The sequence below is a fragment of the Thermoleophilum album genome (assembly GCF_900108055.1).
Classification (GTDB): domain Bacteria; phylum Actinomycetota; class Thermoleophilia; order Solirubrobacterales; family Thermoleophilaceae; genus Thermoleophilum; species Thermoleophilum album.
The window spans coordinates 68,607-86,782 of sequence record NZ_FNWJ01000001.1; the positions used below are offsets into that span (position 1 = coordinate 68,607).

Annotated in this window: 16 protein-coding genes; 10 read left to right on the top strand and 6 right to left on the bottom strand. The window is 69.7% G+C overall.

The window, feature by feature from the left end; all coding sequences use genetic code 11:
• Window positions 1-103 precede the first annotated feature (103 nt).
• Window positions 104-1,009 (bottom strand): cell division protein FtsX, encoded by a 906-nt coding sequence (locus BLW41_RS00375; protein ID WP_093115192.1) that lies wholly within the window; start codon window positions 1,007-1,009, stop codon window positions 104-106.
• 33 nt (window positions 1,010-1,042) lie between these two features.
• Window positions 1,043-1,774, bottom strand: a complete 732-nt coding sequence (ftsE, locus tag BLW41_RS00380) for a cell division ATP-binding protein FtsE (RefSeq protein WP_093117190.1) — start codon at window positions 1,772-1,774, stop codon at window positions 1,043-1,045.
• A gap of 287 nt (window positions 1,775-2,061) precedes the next feature.
• On the opposite strand from ftsE, the gene BLW41_RS00385 reads away from it, so the two are divergent.
• Window positions 2,062-2,643, top strand: coding sequence for a metallophosphoesterase family protein (locus tag BLW41_RS00385; protein WP_093117192.1), 582 nt, complete (start codon window positions 2,062-2,064; stop codon window positions 2,641-2,643).
• Window positions 2,644-2,652: 9 nt separating this feature from the next.
• On the opposite strand, the gene BLW41_RS00390 is transcribed toward BLW41_RS00385, so the two are convergent.
• The gene (locus BLW41_RS00390) at window positions 2,653-3,396 is read right to left on the bottom strand and encodes a dihydrofolate reductase family protein (RefSeq protein WP_093115194.1); all 744 of its coding nucleotides are present in this window, start codon (window positions 3,394-3,396) and stop codon (window positions 2,653-2,655) included.
• Between the two features lie 146 nt (window positions 3,397-3,542).
• On the opposite strand from BLW41_RS00390, the gene BLW41_RS00395 reads away from it, so the two are divergent.
• The 4 genes from BLW41_RS00395 to BLW41_RS00410 all read left to right on the top strand — a co-directional run bounded on the left by BLW41_RS00395 (window position 3,543) and on the right by BLW41_RS00410 (window position 7,058).
• Window positions 3,543-4,475, top strand: coding sequence for an SDR family oxidoreductase (locus BLW41_RS00395; RefSeq protein WP_093115196.1), 933 nt, complete (start codon window positions 3,543-3,545; stop codon window positions 4,473-4,475).
• Window positions 4,476-4,532: 57 nt separating this feature from the next.
• A complete protein-coding gene (locus BLW41_RS00400; protein ID WP_093115198.1) occupies window positions 4,533-4,838 on the top strand; it encodes a glutathione S-transferase N-terminal domain-containing protein in 306 nt (101 codons plus the stop codon).
• Between the two features lie 84 nt (window positions 4,839-4,922).
• Window positions 4,923-6,098, top strand: coding sequence for a sigma-70 family RNA polymerase sigma factor (locus tag BLW41_RS00405; RefSeq protein ID WP_177169207.1), 1,176 nt, complete (start codon window positions 4,923-4,925; stop codon window positions 6,096-6,098).
• Between the two features lie 105 nt (window positions 6,099-6,203).
• A complete protein-coding gene (locus BLW41_RS00410) occupies window positions 6,204-7,058 on the top strand; it encodes a hypothetical protein (RefSeq protein ID WP_093115202.1) in 855 nt (284 codons plus the stop codon).
• A 123-nt stretch (window positions 7,059-7,181) separates the two neighbouring features.
• Here the strand turns inward: BLW41_RS00410 and nadA are convergent, their stop codons facing one another.
• Window positions 7,182-8,198 carry a quinolinate synthase NadA gene (nadA, locus tag BLW41_RS00415; protein WP_093115204.1) on the bottom strand — a complete coding sequence of 339 codons (1,017 nt, stop codon included), beginning with the start codon at window positions 8,196-8,198 and terminating at the stop codon, window positions 7,182-7,184.
• 85 nt (window positions 8,199-8,283) lie between these two features.
• Here nadA and BLW41_RS00420 point away from each other — a divergent pair, with 85 nt between their 5' ends.
• Together BLW41_RS00420 and BLW41_RS00425 are read left to right on the top strand one after the other, a co-directional pair.
• Entirely contained in the window at window positions 8,284-9,048 is a 765-nt protein-coding gene (locus BLW41_RS00420; protein WP_281230862.1) for an NUDIX hydrolase, read from the top strand.
• Window positions 9,049-9,060: 12 nt separating this feature from the next.
• A complete protein-coding gene (locus tag BLW41_RS00425) occupies window positions 9,061-9,561 on the top strand; it encodes a ferritin (protein WP_093115206.1) in 501 nt (166 codons plus the stop codon).
• Between the two features lie 87 nt (window positions 9,562-9,648).
• On the opposite strand, the gene nadC is transcribed toward BLW41_RS00425, so the two are convergent.
• Window positions 9,649-10,503, bottom strand: a complete 855-nt coding sequence (gene nadC, locus BLW41_RS00430) for a carboxylating nicotinate-nucleotide diphosphorylase (protein ID WP_093115208.1) — start codon at window positions 10,501-10,503, stop codon at window positions 9,649-9,651.
• A complete protein-coding gene (ftsH, locus tag BLW41_RS00435) occupies window positions 10,500-12,569 on the bottom strand; it encodes an ATP-dependent zinc metalloprotease FtsH (protein WP_218138154.1) in 2,070 nt (689 codons plus the stop codon). The genes nadC and ftsH overlap by 4 nt, the downstream gene beginning before the upstream one ends.
• 321 nt (window positions 12,570-12,890) lie before the next feature.
• Between ftsH and BLW41_RS00440 the strand changes: the two genes are divergently transcribed.
• Genes BLW41_RS00440 through BLW41_RS00450 form a run of 3 tightly spaced genes read left to right on the top strand, consistent with a single transcriptional unit; the run spans window position 12,891 to window position 18,154 of the window.
• Complete coding sequence (locus BLW41_RS00440) at window positions 12,891-13,997, top strand: glycosyltransferase family 2 protein (RefSeq protein ID WP_093115210.1); 1,107 nt, start codon at window positions 12,891-12,893, stop codon at window positions 13,995-13,997.
• Between the two features lie 6 nt (window positions 13,998-14,003).
• On the top strand, window positions 14,004-16,523 hold the full coding sequence (locus BLW41_RS00445) for a lysylphosphatidylglycerol synthase domain-containing protein (protein WP_093115212.1): 2,520 nt from the start codon (window positions 14,004-14,006) through the stop codon (window positions 16,521-16,523).
• Window positions 16,520-18,154, top strand: a complete 1,635-nt coding sequence (locus tag BLW41_RS00450; protein WP_177169208.1) for a glycosyltransferase family 2 protein — start codon at window positions 16,520-16,522, stop codon at window positions 18,152-18,154. Before BLW41_RS00445 ends, BLW41_RS00450 begins: the two co-directional genes overlap by 4 nt.
• Window positions 18,155-18,176 lie beyond the last annotated feature (22 nt).

Genomic DNA, 18,176 nt, shown 5'->3' on the forward strand with positions numbered 1-18,176 from the left:
AACGCCGAGGACCGAAGCGTAGACGCCGCAAGGCGCGGGACGGCCAGGACGTTCCGTCCCTTGCCGCGGCCCAGCAGAACCGCCGCCCATGCCGCTCCCGGCACTAAACGCGCAGGAAGCGTCGCAAGGTGAGGGCGCTGCCGGCCGCCGACACCGCCGCCGCTGCCAGCAACAGCACCGCCGCCAGCGCCGGGAACGGGATCGTTTGGGGAGCGGCGATTAGCGCGAAGCGCTCGGCGAGCGGATCGAGCACCGTCTGCTTCGTCACGTACAAAAGAGCGACCGCGCCGAGCGCCCCCACCAGCCCGACGATCACACCCTCAATGACGAAGGGCCAGCGGATCGACCAATTCGTCGCCCCAACCAGTCGCATCACCTCGACCTCGCGGCGCCGGGCGAAGATCGACAGCCGAATCGTGTTCGCGATCAGCGCAACCGCAGCGAACGCCAGCAGGGCGGCAAGCACGCCGGTCGCCGCCTTAACCACCGAGGTCGCCGTGAGGATGCGCTCGGTGTCGTCCTCCCGATTGCGGACTTCCTGAATTCCCGGCAGGTCGGGACGGCGCACGCCCCGCCGGTCGCGCGGCGCCAGGCGGTCGATGATCTCGCCAACTCGCCCAGGGTCGCGTGGAGTTATGCGAAACGAGGCGGGCAACGGGTTGCGGCCCAGCAGCTTCACGCCCTCGCGGAACGCTTGTGGGTTGCGGCGTTCGGCGATGCGCAGCGCCTCGTCCTTCGAGATGTAGGTCACCGACTTGACGTTTCCAGTGCGCTCGATCGCCCTGCGCACCTGCTCGCGATCAGCCGCCGATATGCCGTCCTCCAGGTAGACATCGACGACGATCCGCCCGCGCACCTCGTTCGCGGTACCGGTCGTGGCCTGCACTACCGGTATGAACACGCCCAGTACCAGCGTCGTCAAGAGCACTGTCAGAGCAGCCGCGAGCGCCGGTGCGCGCGTGCGCGCGAGGCTGCGCAGCGCCTCCTGCAGGAAGAAGCCGAAACTCATGCCCCGCCTCCGCCGCTCACTTGCGACCTCGACTCACGCCGCACCTCCGCCGTCCGCGGGCACCGTCGGGTGCCGACTCGCCGGCTCGGGCCGATAACGCCCCGCGCGCTCATCGCGCACCACCCGCCCCTCGCTTAGCTCGATCACCCGCCGACGCATGCGGTCGACCATCTCGTGATCGTGAGTCGCAACGATCACCGTGGTGCCGGTGCGGTTGATGCGGTGGATCAGCTGCATGATTCCGAGCGACGTCTCGGGATCGAGGTTGCCGGTCGGCTCATCGGCCAAAAGCAGCGGCGGGTGGTTGACGAATGCCCGCGCGATCGAGACCCGCTGCTGCTCGCCGCCTGACAGCTCGTGCGGGTAGTTGTGAAGCTTCGTCGCGAGGCCAACCAGGCGCAGGATGTCGGGCACCTTGCGCCGGATCTCTGAGCGCGGCTCGCCGATCACGCGCAGCGCATAGGCGACGTTCTCGTAGACCGTGCGGTCGGGCAACAGCTTGAAGTCCTGGAAGACGCAGCCGATGTTGCGCCGCAGGTGCGGGATGCGGGCACGCGGTATCTCCGAGAGGCGACGACCGGCGATCAGCACCTCCCCCTCGCTCGGCTCCAGCTCCTTGAGCAAGAGACGGATACAGGTCGACTTGCCGCACCCGGTCGGTCCGACCAGGAACACGAACTCGCCACGAGCGATCTCGAAGGAGACGCGGTCGAGGGCTACGACACCGCGGTCGAAGACGCGCGTAACGCCGCGAAACTCGACCACCGCGTGCGCGGGCGTACGCGATGCCACGCGTGCGAGCCTACGCCTCGCGTCGGTCGCTGCGACCGCGGGCGTGCGGGGCTTGGCGCTGGGAACTTGAGCGGGAGCAGCGAAGCGCCCGCGACTCGGGATCGTGGCCACGGCCGCCAACAGTTAGCGCAAAACGCGGGGCACGGCGAGTCTTGCAACGGCGCTTGCGCACACTGCACGAGCGCTGCCGAGCTTGAGTTAGTTAGAGGAACGCGCTGCGTCGGCCCGGCGGCTGGCGATGCGGCTAGGATCGCGTGTCCGTGCGGATCCTGGCGTTCAGCGACCTTCACTGCGACGAACGGCGGGCGCGCGAGCTGGTGGAGCGCTCGCGAGCGGTGGACGTCGTCGTCGGTGCTGGGGACTTCGCGCGTGTGCACCGCGGCTTGGAGTCGACGATCGACCTGCTAAAGGCGATCGACAAACCGACCGTGCTGGTCCCCGGCAACAACGAGACTGATCGCGCACTGCGCGAGGCATGCGCCGGATGGCCCACCGCACACGTGCTGCACGGGGAGGCCGTCGAGATCGACGGTCGCACCTTCTTCGGGCTCGGCGGGGGCATCCCGGAGACGCCCTGGGATTGGAGCCACGACCTCTCCGAACAGGAGGCCGAGGCACTGCTCGACGCGATGCCGGAGGGCGCCGTGCTGGTCGTGCACTCCCCGCCACACGGCCACTGCGACGACGGTCTCGGCAGCCGAGCGATCCTGCGCGCGATCGAGCGCAAGCGACCTCCCCTTTGCGTGTGTGGCCACGTGCACCAGTGCTGGGGACAGGAGTCGCGTGTCGACGGAACGCTCGTCGCGAACCTCGGTCCTGAAGGGCGGATCTTCGAACTTTGAGCCGCTGATCTAGCCGACCACACGCCAACGCGTAAGCAAGGCACCCTCGCTCGGCACCAGCGACACCGCGAGCGGCTCGAGCCGTGCCTCCTGCGCAAGCGGACGCCCAGCGACGATCGTCGGCCCCTCACCGGCCAGAACCAGCGGGCTGAGGGTCAGAAAGAGCTCGTCGACCAGCCGCGCCGCAAACAGGTGGGCGTTCAGCGTCGGACCGCCTTCGCAGAGCACCGCCCGGATCCCGTAGCGCTCGCGCAGAAGCGCGGCCAACACCGGCAGGTCGTCGCCCACCCGCAAGTACTCCACGTGCGCTCGCACACCGTCGAGCTCGCGCGGCGAGGCGGTCGCGATGATCACCCGTTGGTCCTCCGCGGCGAGCAGCGGCAGATCGGCGGGCAGGTCGAGACGCGCGGAGACGATCACCGCCCAAGGGTCCGGAGCCAGGCCCTCGCGCTCACGCGCTGCGCGTAACTCCGCGCTCTTCACGAGCCGGCCGTAGCGCTCGGCGCGCAGCGTGCCCGCCCCGACCATCACAGCATCAACGCGCGTGCGCAAAAGGTGGAAGAGCTCGCGGTCGGCGTCACCGGATAGTCCCCCGGAGAGGCCGCCGAGCGTGGCCTTGCCGTCGAGGCTCGCCACCATGTTGAGGCCGATCCAGGGACGACCCGCAGGTGGCGCCTCCCACGGTCGCACGGCGGCGACCAGGTCGGCGACCGTGGTCGCTCGGCGCGCCGGGTGGAGCTGCTCGATTTGCATCGCCTGGGCACGCTATCGAGCCCGTTCGAAGCAGCGGTCGCGGCGACTTGGCTGGTCGTACAGCAAGTACCGCCGGGAGACGGCAAAATCTACCTTGCGGGGAGAAGCTCCGGAGGGGCCGGAGCAAAGGAGGAGGTTTCGGGAAGATGGCCAAGGAGACACGACCGATCATGGGGCGAGTGGTCGCGATCACCGGCGGCGCTCGCGGTATCGGCAAGGCAACGGCGCGGGCGCTCGTGCGCGAGGGTGCGCGGGTAGCGATCGGCGACATCGACGTCGACCTCGCGCGACAGACCGCCGAGGAGCTGGGATCGGGTACGCGCGCCTACTACCTCGACGTCACTGACCGCGCCTCGTTCGAGCGCTTCCTCGACGAGGTCGAGCGCGACTTCGGAACCATCGACGTGCTGATCAACAACGCCGGGATCATGCACGTCAACCGCTTCGTCGAGGAGGACGATGCTGCCGCGGAGCGTCAGATCGACATCAACCTGAAGGGTGTGATCATCGGGTCGAAGCTGTTCATTCGTCGCGCGATCGAGCGCGGGCGCAGCGGCCACCTGGTGAACGTCGCCTCCCAGGCGGGCAAAGCTGGTTACCCGGGTATCGCCACCTACTGCGCGACCAAACACGCCGTCGTCGGCCTCAGCCAGGCACTCGCGCTGGAGTACGAAGATCGCGGGATCGACGTCAGCTGCGTGATGCCGGTGGTCGTCGACACGGAACTCGGTCAAGGCATCCGGGACGCCCGCGGCTTCAAGAAGATCAAGCCCGACGACGTCGCGCGCGAGATCGTCGCGGCGCTGCGCCGCCCCCGCTTCAACGTGCACGTACCGAAGTCGGTGGGGCCAGTCGGCAAGATCATTCAGCTGCTTCCCGAGCGCGGACAGCGGCTCGCCGCCAAGCTCTTCGGGACCGACCGTCTGTTGCTCGACGCGATCGGACGTCGCGAAGAGTACGAGCGCCGCGCGGCCCGCTCCGAACCGTCGCGTTCCGGCCAGTCGGCGCTCCCAGCGGGCTCCGACGTGAGGCTGCCGGAGGGCGTCGCGGAGGAGCAGAAGAGCGAGGCGCGGCGTTGACGCGGCGAGGGGCTCGGCGATGACGCGGCGACAGCGGCGAGCGATCGCGCGCTTTCGATGAGGCTCTACGTCTGCTGGGGCACCTGGCGTCCGGGCCCGAGACCCGGCGGTCACCCCTGTGGCCGCGCCTATCACGCCCTGAAGGAGGCTGGGTACGAGCCCGAGGTCATTAAGGCCTACGGGCTCGGCCCCCTGCCGCGGTTCCTCAACAACACGCGGGGACGCCGCGAGGTCCGGGAGCTGACCGGCCAGCAGTGGGTCCCGGTGTTGGTTACCGACGATGGGCAAACGATCGTCGGCTCGCGCGAGATCGAGAGCTGGGCACGCACCCACCCGCGAACGGCGAACGACCAAAGCGCCTAACGTCTCTCGCTAGCTCGCCCGCCTGATCGGCGTCGCCGGTCAAGAGCGAGCGGCGAGCGGCCGATATCAAGCGAGGAGGCAGGTGTGCGGGCGGGTACGAGTGAGCAAGGCGCGGGCGGGTGGCTCGCCGACGAGCGCGAGTTCGTGCTCAGCATCTGTCGCCGCGTTTGCGGACCGGAGCTGGCAGAAGATGCCTGCCAAGAAGCACTGGCTCGCGCCTGGCAAGCGCTCGAGCGCGGCGTGCGACCAAACCATCGTCGCGCCTGGCTGGCAACGATCGCGCGACGCGCAGCGCTCGACCTAGCGAGCGCGGAGCGCAGCGTCCGGATCTCCAGCGCCTCTGAAAGCCTCAACAACGACAGCGCCGTCGCGGCAATTCAAAGCGCCGAACAAGAGGCCCTGCTCCGTGAACGCGTGCGCGCGATCGTCGCTGCGGCCGGCGAGCTGCCGCCGCGTCAGCGGCAAGCCCTGATGATGCGCGAGCTCGAGGGTGCCTCCTACGGCACGATCGTCACACGCCTCGGCGCCGAAGGCACCGCGGCGGTGCGCGAGCTCATCAGGCGCGCGCGCATTCGTCTTCGCCAAGCAGCGCTTGGCATCGCCCAGCTGCCGTTGCCGACGGCGCTGCGCGAGACGCTCGCTCGGCTGTTGGCGAGCGGGAGCGAGCCGCTCTCAGCAGGCAGCTCGGGCGCGACGCTCGCGAAGTTGGCAGCGCTCGCCGCGGCCGGCTCGGTGGTCGTGGGAGCTCCGCTACTCGAGCACTCCAGCCAGCGCCCGCAGCGCTCGCTCCCGAGCGATGCAGCGGCACCAGCGGCCGTCGAGCGGGCGCCAAGGCCCGACCGGCTGGGAAGCGAGGCTCGCGCCCACGGCGACCGGTCCGCTCGCTCCCAGCGCGCCGTTGCGAGGAGCCGAGGGACCGCCGACGATGCTCGCCGACTGCGTGGAGAGGCCGCGCAGCGGGGATCCGCCGCAGTGCCGAGCTTTGCTGGCCGGGACCGCTCGCAAACGTCAGACGAGGGCGGCGATCACGGTGACCGCGAGCGCAGCGCGCGCGATCACGGGGAAGCACTCGGGGCGCCGGCGGACAGCGCCCGCGAGGACGCACACGCCGCCGACGGGAGCGACACAGCCGACGCTGGTGCCAGCGCCGACGCCCCGGAAGCCGCCGAAGCCGCACCGAGCGATTCACAGAGTGGCAGCGATTCGACGCGGCTGCCGGAGAGCCAAGGCTCGGAAGACGAGCTCGGTGCGGGTCTTTGAGCGCAGCCGGGCGGGGCGACTTCGCAAAGAAGCGCGTGACTTTCGCCGGCTGCTCCCGTCTAGGAGGGATGAAAGCGGCCACGCGACTAGGCAAGGGGGTCAGTGATGACGGTTCGAGATCGAGTCAGGGATGACGGGCACGAGCTCGCGGCGCTGCCGGGCGGGCGCGTCAGCGCGAAGGCGCTCCAGGCGCCCACGATCGAACGGGCTGTCGGCCGGCGTCTGCGCAACGCCGTGCTGGCGCTAGGCGCGACGTCGCTCGTGCTCGCCGCCTTCGGCGCGAGCAGCGCCTTGGCGAAGCCGCGGGATCGCGATCATGACGGCATGCCCGACCGCTGGGAGTTGAAGTACCACCTCAAGGTCAAGCGCAACGACGCCAACCGCGACGCCGACCACGACGGTGTCGACAACCGCAACGAGTACCGCGAGCACACCAACCCACGCAAGCGGGACTCCGACGGCGACGGGATACCCGACGGGCGGGAGGACTACGACCACGACGGGCTGAGCAACGCCGCCGAGGACCAGACCGGCAACGACCCGGCCGACCCGGACACCGACAACGACGGGGTCAAGGACGGGAAGGAGCTGACCGGTCGCATCGTCTCCTTCGACGGCAGCGTGCTGACCATTCGACTCGCCCGCGGCAAGACCGTCGAGGGTCTCGTCTCCGACGCTACGGAGATCTCCTGCGAGTCGGAGCAGGAAGCCGAGAACGAGAACGAGCTCGACGACCACTCCGACAAGGCCGAACACGTCAGCGGCTCCGCGGAAAACTCGGACGATGAGCACGGCGACAACGACGAAGAGCGCGGTGACGCAAGTGCTGCGTCGGACGACGAGTCGAACGACCACTGCTCGGCCGACGCCTTGAAGCCGGGCACGGCGGTACAGGAGGCCGAAGGCGAGCTCGGTCCCGACGGTCTCCAGTTCACCAGCGTCAAGCTCGTAAACGGCTAGCGCACTCGCAGCCAGCCGGGACGGACCAACCGAGAGGCGCACGAGGACACGCGGTGGCGGCGGCCGGCGCCGAGGCGCCGGCCACCGCTCCGTTTCTGGAAATCTCGTACGCCAGGAACTTCGTCAGCGGCCGATCGCCACCATCCGCTCGATCGGCCGGCGCGCACGTTCCGCGATCTCTTCCGGCACCCGCACCTCGGGGCGCAGGTCGCGCAGCGCGTCGCGCAGTTTGGGCAGCGTGATGATCTTCATGTACGGACAGATCGCCCGCGGATTGGCGGCGTAGAAGCGCTTTTCGGGGTTCTCAAGCGCCAGCCGGTGCAGAAGTCCCGTTTCGGTCGCTACGACAAAGTCTTTCGCTTGGGAGGCTCGCGCGTGCCGCAGCATCTGTCCGGTCGAGAGCATGTAGGTGCGCTCGGGATCGACGTCGCCGCAAGCCGCGTACTCCATCACCTGCGTCGAGCAGCCGCACTCGGGATGAATCATGAAGTCGGCACCGGGATGCTCGGCCCGCACGCGCGCGATATCGCCCGGGCGGATGCCGGCGTGCACGTGACACTCGCCCGTCCAGACGTGCATGCGCTTGCCGGTCACCCGTTCGACGTAGGCGCCGAGCCACATATCGGGTCCGAACAGGATCTCGACGTCCTCCCCGTAGGTGTTCCGCACGTGCTCGACGACCTGGACGGCGTTCGACGACGTGCAGCAGTAGTCGCTCTCCGCCTTGACCTCGGCGCTCGTGTTGACGTACATCACCACGACCGCCTCGGGGTGTTCACGCTTCCAGGCGCGCAACTGGTCGGCCGTGATCGAGTCGGCCAGCGAGCAACCAGCCGCGAGGTCGGGAAGCAGGACGGTGCGATCGGGGCAGAGGATCGAAGCCGTCTCGGCCATGAAGTGGACGCCACAGAACGCGATCACCGCCGCCTGCGAGGACTGGGCGCGCCGCGCTAGCTCCAGCGAGTCGCCGACGAAGTCGGCGACGTCCTGGACCTCGGGCAGCTGGTAGTTGTGGGCCAGGATCACCGCATCGCGTTCGCGCGCCAGCGCCCTGACCTCGCGCTGCAGTCGTTCGATCTCGCCGGGATCGAGAGGCTCGATCACCGGCTGAGGGTGAAGTGTCGGTAGCGGCGTCGCCATCGCTAGCTCTCCCCGTCCTATCGCGCCGCCCAGCACCGCCGTGCCGAGCGCCGTCCCCCGGGTTTTCGACTTATGATCGAAAACTGTGCACGACAAGGCTACCAGACCCCTGCCGCCGATCGCCGAAGCCGCGCCCCTGCACGCCGTGCTGGCATGCGTCTTCCAGGTCCGCGAAGGAACCCTGCAGGTACTGCTCTGGCAGCGCGCACGCGATCCGCAACGCGGCCGCTGGGCACTGCCCGGCGGGCGCCTCGACCGCCGCGAACCGCTCGAGCAGACGATCCGCCGGCACCTCGCAACCAAGGTCGACGTGCGCGAGCTCTCCTGGCTCGAGCAGCTCGCAACGCTCGGCGACCCCGACCGCAACCCGCGTCATTGGGAACTCGCGACCGCCTACCTCGGTTTGGTGCCGAGCAACGTCGATCCGCGTCTGCCCGCCGACACGCGTTGGCACCCGGTCGATGCGCTACCCCCCACCGCCTTCGATCACGGCACCGTGATCGACCTGGCGCGCGAGCGCCTGCGCGCCAAGCTCTCCTACACCAATCTCGGCTTCGCGCTCGCACCCGCCGAGTTCACGATCGCCGAGCTCGCCGCTCACTACTCGGCCGCCCTCGGCTACCGGGTCTCGCAAACGAACCTACGACGGGTTCTCGAGCGGCGAGGCGCAATCGTGCCCACCGGCGAGCTGCGGCGGCCGGGACGGGAAGGCGGGCGTCCGGCATCCGTCTGGCGGTTCGCGAGCCGCAAGCTCGCCGTGACCGATCCCTTCGCGGTCTTGCGACCGCCCCAGCGCCCCTCACGCCGCGCCAACGGCTACCGTCGTTCGAGCACGACCGTCGACCGCTGAGGAGAGTGGAACTTGCCTTCAGAGCGTTTCGTCGAAGCTCTCAACGAACAGATCGCGCGGGAGTTCGCCGCCGCGCAGCAGTACACCGCAATCGGCGCCTGGTACGACTCGCAAACGCTGCCGCGCCTCGCCGCGTTTTTCAACGAGCAAGCCGAGGAAGAGCGGGGCCACGCCCGCAAGATGATCCGCTACCTGCTCGACACGGGGGCGCCAGTGCGGATCGGCGCGGTGCCCGCGCCGCGCTGCGACTTCAGCGACCACGTCGAGCCGATCCGCACGGGTCTTGAGCAGGAGCGCCAAAACACGGTCGCGATCTCCAAGCTGTTCGAGATCGCGCGCGAGACACGCGACCACGCGAGCGAAGTGTTCATGCATTGGTTCATCAGCGAGCAGGTCGAGGAGGAACGGGTGATGGGCGACCTGCTGCAAGTGGCCGAGCGCGTGCGCGACTTTCCGATGGCGCTCGAGGAGTTCCTCGCGCGCGAAGGCGAGAACTTGCGCGACGAGGAGTAAGCGTCACGCGAAGTCGCGCAGCTGGCACCGCTCGCACAGACAAAGCGGGGATCGCCGAGCGAACCGCGCGCGCTGCGCCCGGCCGAATTAGGTGCGGCCCGCGACGAGCAGGCTTACGTCGAGCGCCGGCGCCGAGTGCGTGAGCGCCCCCACGCTGATGTCGTCGACACCGGTCTCGGCGATCGCTCGCACGTTGGCCAGCGTCACGCCGCCGCTTGCCTCGAGACGGGCGCGCCCAGCGACTAACGCCACCGCTTCCCGCAGCTGCTCGAGATCCATGTTGTCCAGCAAGATCCGCTGAGCTCCCGCCGCCAGCGCCTCCTCGACCTCGCCGAGCGAACGGCACTCCACTTCGACCCAAACGTCGTCGGGCGCCGCCGCCAGCGCCCGCCGCACCGCCTCGCCGACACCACCGGCGAGCGCGACGTGGTTTTCCTTGATCAGGATCGCGTCGTCCAACGCGAAACGGTGGTTGTGGCCGCCACCGAGTCGTACCGCCTCGCGCTCGAGGCGACGGAGCCCCGGTGTTGTCTTGCGGGTGTCGAGGATGCGCACACCGGTGCCCTCGACCGCCCGCACGAAGCGGGCGGTCAGCGTCGCGATCCCGGACAATCGGCCGAGCAGATTCAAGGCCACGCGTTCGGCCGCAAGGATCGCGCGGGCGTCGCCGACGACCGTGGCTACCGGGCCGGGCTCGCGCCACTCGCCGGCACGTGCCAGCCGTTCGAAGCGCACACCCGGGTCGAGGCGGGCGAACGCCTGGGCAGCGGCGTCTATACCGGCCAGCACACCGGGCTCGCGCTGCTCGATGCGGGCGCGCGCCGAAACTCCCTCCGGTATCACCGCGCGACCCGTGAGATCGCCCGCGCCGACGTCTTCGCGCAAGGCGATCTCCAATATCTCCTCGAGCTCGAGGCCGCGTCGCCGCGTGGCTGCGCTCACGTCGCTGGAGCGACGGCGCGCTCGCGGGCGCGCGGTTCTAGGCCTACCACTCGGTGCGCTTCATCGGCGTCTAGCGTTTCGCGTTCGAGGAGCGCTTCCGCCAGCCGCTCGAGACGCTCCCGTTCGCGCTCGAGCAGCGAGCGCACCTGCTGGTAGCGCTCTTCGACGAGCCGCCGTACCTCCTCGTCAAGCACCTCGCGCGTAGCCTCCGACGCCGGCTCCTGACCAGGCAGGAAGGAGCCCTGACCATCGCGTGGCAAGACCGCGATCAAACCAACCCGCTCGCTCATTCCCCAACGCCCGACCATCCGCCTGGCCAACTCGGTGACTTGCTCGATGTCCTGCTCGGCACCGGTCGAGACGTCGCCGAACACGACCTCTTCGGCGGCTCGTCCGCCGAGGGTCACGGCGATCTTCGCGAGCAGCTCCTTACGCGTGTAGTTAAAGCGATCATCCTCCGGCGCTGCGAAAGTGATCCCGAGCGCGCGCCCACGCGGAATGATCGAGACCTTACGCAGGGGGTCGGCATCGGGGGTGAGCATCGCCACCAGCGCATGTCCCGCCTCGTGGTAGGCGACTCGCCGGCGGTCCTCCTCGGAAAGCACCATCTTGCGTTCCGCCCCGAGCACGATCTTCTCGAGGGCAGCCTCGAAATCGGCCTGGGTTACGGCTGAGCGCCCGCGGCGGGCGGCGATCAAGGCAGCCTCGTTGACGAGGTTGGCGAGATCCGCTCCGACCATTCCGGGGGTGCGCTGCGCGAGCTCGTCGAGATCGACATCGTCGGCCAAAGGCACTGAACGCGTGTGCACGGCGAGAATCTTCCGCCGCCCGGCGCTGTCGGGCGGCTGGATGTAGATGCGACGGTCGAAGCGACCGGGTCGCAAGAGCGCCGGGTCGAGAACCTCTGGACGGTTAGTCGCCGCCAGCACGATCACACCCTGCGCCGGGTCGAAGCCGTCCATCTCGGTGAGGATCTGGTTGAGCGTCTGTTCCCGCTCGTCGTGCGCTCCGAGCGTCCCGACCTGCGAGCGCGAGCGGCCGATCGCATCGATCTCGTCGATGAAGATGATCGCCGGGGCTGCCTCTTTGGCCTGCGCGAAAAGGTCACGCACGCGCGAGGCTCCGACGCCGACGATCGCCTCGATGAACTCCGAGGCCGAGATCGAGAAGAAGGGGACCCCGGCTTCCCCTGCGACCGCTCGAGCGAGCAGGGTCTTCCCGGTCCCCGGCGGACCGGCGAGCAGCACACCGCGCGGGATGCGGGCGCCCAGCCGCCGGTACTTGTCGGGCTCGCGCAGGAAGTCGACGATCTCGCGCAGCTCTTCCTTCGCTTCGTCGATGCCGGCGACGTCTTCGAAGGTCACGTGCTGCTGCGAGGGATCGAAGCGACGGGCGCGCGCCCGCCCAAACTGACCGAGCACGCCGCCAGGACCTTGCATCGCCGCGCGCCGCGCCAGCCACAGGAAGAAGCCCACGAGGAGCAGAGTGGGACCGAAGCCGAGCACGAGCGTCTCGACCAGTGAACGCTCCCCCGGCGGACGGGCGCTGATCACGACCTTGCGACGCAACAGCAGCTCGAACAGTTGGCGGCGATCGGCGAACTCCGGCACGGTTGTCTCGAAGCGCTCGACGCGCACCGGCTCGCCGTCGATCCGCACCGTCGCGGGCCGCCTCAGCTCGCCCTTCAGCGACTCGCCCTGCGCCGAGATCTCGGCGACGTTCCCGCGCTCCAGCTGATCCAAGAAGAACGGGCTGTAGGGGACACGCACGCGCGGGGCGGGAGCAGTCAGAGCGTTGGCTAGAGCGAAGTTGAGAGCCAACAGCGCTGCCAGGATCAGGAGGAAGCGGCCGAGCGGCAAGGGCACCATCGGCGGGCGATCCGGTCGGTCTCCAGCACCACGGCCGTCGGGCGCTGGGGCGACCCGCCACCCCGGCCCCTCGCGCGGCCCCGGCGGCAGTGGGGTGCGCGGATCCGGCGCGCGCGGCGGCGCTACCGGCTCCCCCCGAACCTTCGCCATCTCCGGGGCGCGGGGCTCGTCGACGGTGCGCGACCGGTCTTCGCTCATCCCGCCGTAGCGTAGAGCGACCCGCCCGACCGGACGCACCCGATCGAGAACTCGCAACCGCCAACCCGCCTGCTAGCGACCGTCGACGGGAACTGCGCGCCGCTCCGACACGGCGTCGAGCGAACACCTCGAGCGAACCGACAAAACGTCTGTGAACACCTCGAGCGAACCGACAAAACGTCTGTGAGAGCACTGTCAGGAAGGCCGTAAGGTCGCCGACTCAACACGGCGACGCTGGTTTGGCGGCGGCCACGGCGAACAGTGACCGCCCTCCCCTGCCCCGGCCCTAGACACCTGACCCCTAGGAGGTTTCGGCGTTCGATGCGACCCGCAGAGCTTTCGCGTCTCACAACCGCCGAGCTGGCAGCCGTGCGCTCGCCGCGAGTGAGCGGCCAGCCAACCTGCGCGGTTTCGCTGGTGGTGCCGGCACGCGACGAAGAGGCGACGGTCGCGGAGCTGGCGGCGCGAGCGGCGGCGGTCCTGGCCGACACCCTCGGCGACCAGCGGTTCGAGATCGTGCTGGTCGACGACGGCTCACGAGACCGCACATGGCAGGCCATCGAACAAGCCGTGCAAGCCGATCAGCGGGTGGTCGGGGTTCGTCACCCCACCGGTCTAGGGAAAGCGGCTGCACTCGCCACGGGCATTCAGCTGGCGCAGGGGCGCGCGATCTTGCTGATCGACGCTGACCTGCAAGACGACCCCGCCGAGCTGCCGCGGTTCGTTGCCGCCCTCGACCACTGGGACGTCGTCTGCGGGTGGAAGCGAGAGCGCCGGGATCCGCTCGGCAAGAGAGTCGCGTCGCGACTCTTCAACGCGGTCTGCCAGCGGGTCTTCGGTCTCCCTCTGCACGACATGAACTGCGGCTTGAAGGGGTTCACCAGGGAGGCGGCGCTCTATCTGCTCCCTTACCTGCGGGGCGACCTTCACCGCTACCTCCCGGCACTCGCACACGCCGCCGGTTTTGCGGTCGGGGAGCTCGCTGTGAGCCACCACCCGCGCCGCTACGGGCGCTCCAAGTACGGCATCGGCCGTTGGCTCGCGGGCGCCTGCGACCTCGTGACCGTGCTGCTGCTGACACGCTTCCGTGAGCGGCCCGCGCACGCCTTCGCGGGCGCCTCGCTGCTGGTCGTGGCGGTAACGCTGGTGTCGGGGGCCGCGCTTCTTTTGGTCGGCGGGCCGAGCTGGTTCGCCGCGCTGGTGCCCGTTGCGCTGGTCGCGCCGACGGCGCTGCTCGCCGCCGGCTTCGTCGCCGAAATCAGCGTGCAGCAAGCTACAGCGCGCTTCGCTACGGCACCCACGCACGACGCTCGGCAGCCCGCTCGCCACCCCACCCCGTCGACATCCCCGCGCCTAGTAACGGCAGCCACTGGGCGGGCGGCGGCCGCTTCGACGCTCGATGAGCCCGGCATCGTCGCGCACGGCTGAGCAGCGGTGAGCACCAGCGGCCTAATCCCAAGCCGCGTCTCCCGGGCGCGCAGTTTGGCGAAGCTTGCGGCTGCCGGCGCGCGCTCGGGGTTGCCGCCGTGGGCGCGCGCGGCGGTAAGTGCCGGGCTGCTCGCCGGGGCAGCATTGAAGCTGGATGCCGCCAGCGTGTTCGAGCGAATCGGTGGGGTGTCGCCCGCACCGGCGCTCGCGGCGCTCGCGCTCGCCAGCGCTGGCCAGGCGCTGTGCGGCTTGCGCTGGCGCCGGCTGGTGATCGGGGCGGGCGCGCCGGCGCAGCGGTTGCCCAGCGACTTTGCCTTCGCGCGCTGCTACCTGCGGGCGGCGCTCTGGAACAACGTGCTGCCAAGCGGCTACGGCGGTGACGCCGTGAAGGTCAACTGGCTGCGTGCCCACGTCGACCTTCGCCGTGCGGCGGCGACGGTGCTTGGCGACCGCTTGCTGGGGTTCGCCTTACTCGCGCTCGCGGCAGCGGTGTCGCTGCCGTTCACCCGCTACTCGCTCGCTCGCCCGCTGGTCGTCGGAACCGCACTGCTGGCGGTCGGCATGATGATCGCGACGGTGATCGCTGGCCGTGCCCGGGCGCTGCGGGCGGCGCTCGCGCTCGGCGGCTTGTACGTCGCGCTGTGGTGCGCGTCGCTCTGGCTGTTGGCCCGCTCCTTAGCGCTGCACCTCGAGCCGGCGGCGACGGCACCGGTTCTGCTCGTCGCCGGTGTCGCTGCGGCGCTGCCGGTGGCACTCGGCGGTATCGGCACTCGCGAGGCCGGTTTCGTGGCAGCGCTTACGCCACTCGGCCAGTCGCCGACCGACGCCGTCGCCCTGGGACTGGCGTTCGGCGCCCTCTTGGCAGTAGCGGCCGCGCCCGGCGTCGTGGCACCTGACGCTCTGCGCCGCGAGCGCCGCGCGGCCGCACGCTTCGCGCGCTGGCGCGCCCGCTGCAGCTCGGGGCGCGCCCGCTTCGCATCGCTCACCAAGGGCCACCTGAGCGTCCTTGGCCTGTTGCTGGCCGCGGGCCTCGCCCTGCGCCTCCTGTTAGCCGAGCGCAGCCTCTGGCTCGACGAGACGATCACCTTCGCCCAGGTCGCGCGACCGCTCGACGAGGTTGTCCGCCTGCAGCTATCGGGCGTGCACCCCCCGCTCTACCACTTGCAGGCGGCGTTGGCGGTCGACCTCCTGGGGCGCAGCGAGCTCGCGCTGCGGCTGCCGTCGATCGTCTGGTCGCTGGTCGCCGTGGTCGCCTGCTGGGCGTGGGCACGCCAAGCCTTTCCGCGTCTCAGCCCCTGGCCCGCGACGGCGCTCGCGGCGCTCGCGCCGTTCCCCGTCTGGTACGGCAGCGAAGCGCGGATGTACGCGCAGGTGTTCGCGCTGGTCGCGCTAGCTGGCGGACTCGCCTGGCGGTTCCTCGAGCGCGGCGGCTGGTACCGCGCCACGGCGCTTGCTCTGACCCTGTGCGCGCTCGCTTACACGCACTACTTCGGTGCACTGTTCGGGGCCGCACTCGGCGTCGTCGCAGCGGTCTTGGCAGCGACCCGCGCTGACCTGCGCAAGCGGGCGCTCGCCGTGCTCGGCTGCCTGGCGATCGCCGCTTTGTCGCTCTTGCCGTGGCTGCTCGCGGCCTTCCTGGGTCGCGACGCGACCTCGCAGTTACCCCCTTACAAACGGCCCGATCCGTTCTCGGTGATCATCGCTGTCGTCGAACTCGTCGCTGGCTTCCACGATTACCGAGCGATCGGACTGGCGGCTGCCACGTGGCCGCTCGCACTTCTCGCCCTGCTCCTGGCCGTTCCCCAACTCGCCCGGGTCCCGGTTTCGGTTGGCGCCCTGATAACGCTGACGTTGCTGCCGGTGGCTTCCCTCGTCGGTGCCTCATGGCTGGGCCCGCGTTCGGTCTTCGATCCCCGCTATCTGACGGTGATCGCGCCACCGCTGTTTTTGCTGGTCGGAGCGCTTGTGGCGCAGACCGGGCGCAGGCTCGCCGGCAACCTTCGCTTGCTTGCGGCGTTCGCTGTTGCCGTACTTCTCGTCTCGCTAAGCGTGATCCAAGGCCAGGACCGCGGGAATCCGCGGCTCTTTCAACTGCGCGAGGCACTGCAGGCCGCGGCACAGGCCACCGCACCGGGCGATGCACTCGCTCTCGTCCCGCAGTTCCCGCTCACGAACCTGCATTACGACCCGGTGCTGGCGTACTATCGGCCGCCGCGCTCCCGGCGGGTAATCGACACGCTTAACGGTCCCGGACGGCGGCCGCGCGAAGCCTGGACAATGGCTGCGCGCTCGGGCAGCCGGCGGATCGCGCTCGTGACGACCTTCGAAGGCCAGGCGCTGTCGCAGGGGCTCGCTTCTCCTTCGCGCTTCGTCCAGGCTTTCCGGAGCTACGGACCGCTGCTCGAGAAGCGTTCGTTCGCCGGCGTACAGGTACGCGTGTACGCGCTGCCGCGCGCCGCCACACGCCCCGTACGAACAGCTGCGCGCGCTGGGCACGGCGCAATCGACCGCAAGGAGGCGCGTTGACGCCGACGCACGTGCCAGCCGGGCCGCGCCCTGACGAGAGCGCTTCGAAGGTCTCGGTCCCTGCACTCACGCCTGCCGCGGCGGGGCCACCCGCCCCGGTCAACCGCTGGGTGACCGCTATCTGGGTCGTTTTCGGTGTCGCGTCGCTTGTCTACTACTTGCAGTGGTTGCTGCAACCCGAGCGCGTGGGTGTAGCTCCCCTCTACGCCCTGCTGGTCGCCGCCGACCTGTTCAACGCTTTCCACGCGCTTTCGTTTTGGGCGACGTGCGTTCGCGATCGGCGGCGCGAACGGAGCTGCGAGCCACTCCCGGGCAAGCCGCGCGTCGACGTCTTCGTGCCCACGGTCGACGAGCCGCTACCGATCCTCGAGCGCACGCTACGGGCGGCGCGCGCGATGCGCGGAGCGCAAGTGCGAGTGGTCGTGCTCGACGACGGCTCCCGTCCGGCGGTTCGGCAGCTGGCCGAGCGACTCGGCATCGACTATCTCGCGCGCCGCGAGCGTTGGGGCGCGAAGGCAGGGAACTTGAACACGGCGCTGGCCGCCACCGCTGACGACGGGGCGCCGCTGTTCTGCGTCTTCGACTGCGATCACGCGCCGTTGCCGAACTTCTTGGAGCGAACGCTCCCGCAGTTCGACGATCCGACGGTGGCGATTGTGCAGACCCCCCAGGTGTACGGCAACCTACACAGCGGCCCCCTGACCGCCGCTGCCGCCGAGCAGCAGGCGCTCTTCTTCGGTCCGATCATGCGCGGTCGCGACGCCTACGGTGCGTCTTTCTGTTGCGGCACCAACTTCGTGGCACGGCGCGACGCGGTGATGGCGGTCGGCGGCTTCCCGGAGGACTCCCTCACCGAAGACATCGTCCTCTCGACCCGCCTGCAGGCGCGTGGGCTGCGCACCGTCTACGTCGACGAGCCGCTCGCCGTCGGCTTGGGGCCCGAGGACCTCGCCTCCTACTGCTCGCAGCAGCTGCGCTGGGCTACCGGCTGCCTCGAGCTCTTAGTCCGGAGACCGGGACTCTGGCGCTCGCTCCCCCGCCAAGTCCGTTGGCAACTGCTGATCGCCACCTCCTACTGGTTGACGGGCTGCACCGTTGCCGTGTACCTCACACTGCCGGTGCTGCGGCTGGCCTTCGGCTGGCAGGCGATCGGTGACGACGCGGCCGGCTTCTTCACGCACTTCGTGCCCTATTTCGTGACCTGCGTCGTGAACCTCGGTCGCCTCTCTGAAGGTATCTACACGTTCCGGGCACTCGCGCTCTCCTGGGCTACCTGCTGGATCCATCCGCTGGCGCTCGCGCGCGCGCTCGTCGGCCGCCGGTTGCAGTTCCGAGTAACACCGAAGGAGGGTCATGCCGGGTTGCCGCTGCGACTAGTCGCACCGGTCGTGGTGTGGCCGACGGCTTTCCTCGCCGCCGCCGTCTACGCCTGCGCCGGGGGTGTGACTCCCGGCGAGCTCAACAACGTCGCGTTCGGTGCGGTCGGCTCGGCGCTGGTGCTGGCGGGTCTCGCCATCGCCTGGCGCCAGTCGCGCGCGCTCGCCAGGAGTCGGTCGCCAGAGCAAGCCGCGTCTCCTGCCACCGCAGTGCCCGCGGCGAGCGAGCTCGCAGCGACCGCTGCTGTCGACTAGCTCCGCCGCGCGTTCACGCCAG

Bases quoted from the DNA above. Each gene is read 5' to 3' on its own strand.
- BLW41_RS00375 (WP_093115192.1), bottom strand. From the start codon at position 1,009: ATGAGTTTCGGCTTCTTCCTGCAGGAGGCGCTGCGCAGCCTCGCGCGC.
- BLW41_RS00390 (WP_093115194.1), bottom strand. From the start codon at position 3,396: ATGCAAATCGAGCAGCTCCACCCGGCGCGCCGAGCGACCACGGTCGCC.
- BLW41_RS00395 (WP_093115196.1), top strand. From the start codon at position 3,543: ATGGCCAAGGAGACACGACCGATCATGGGGCGAGTGGTCGCGATCACC.
- BLW41_RS00400 (WP_093115198.1), top strand. From the start codon at position 4,533: ATGAGGCTCTACGTCTGCTGGGGCACCTGGCGTCCGGGCCCGAGACCC.
- BLW41_RS00410 (WP_093115202.1), top strand. From the start codon at position 6,204: ATGACGGTTCGAGATCGAGTCAGGGATGACGGGCACGAGCTCGCGGCG.
- nadA (WP_093115204.1), bottom strand. From the start codon at position 8,198: ATGGCGACGCCGCTACCGACACTTCACCCTCAGCCGGTGATCGAGCCT.
- ftsH (WP_218138154.1), bottom strand. From the start codon at position 12,569: ATGAGCGAAGACCGGTCGCGCACCGTCGACGAGCCCCGCGCCCCGGAG.
- BLW41_RS00440 (WP_093115210.1), top strand. From the start codon at position 12,891: ATGCGACCCGCAGAGCTTTCGCGTCTCACAACCGCCGAGCTGGCAGCC.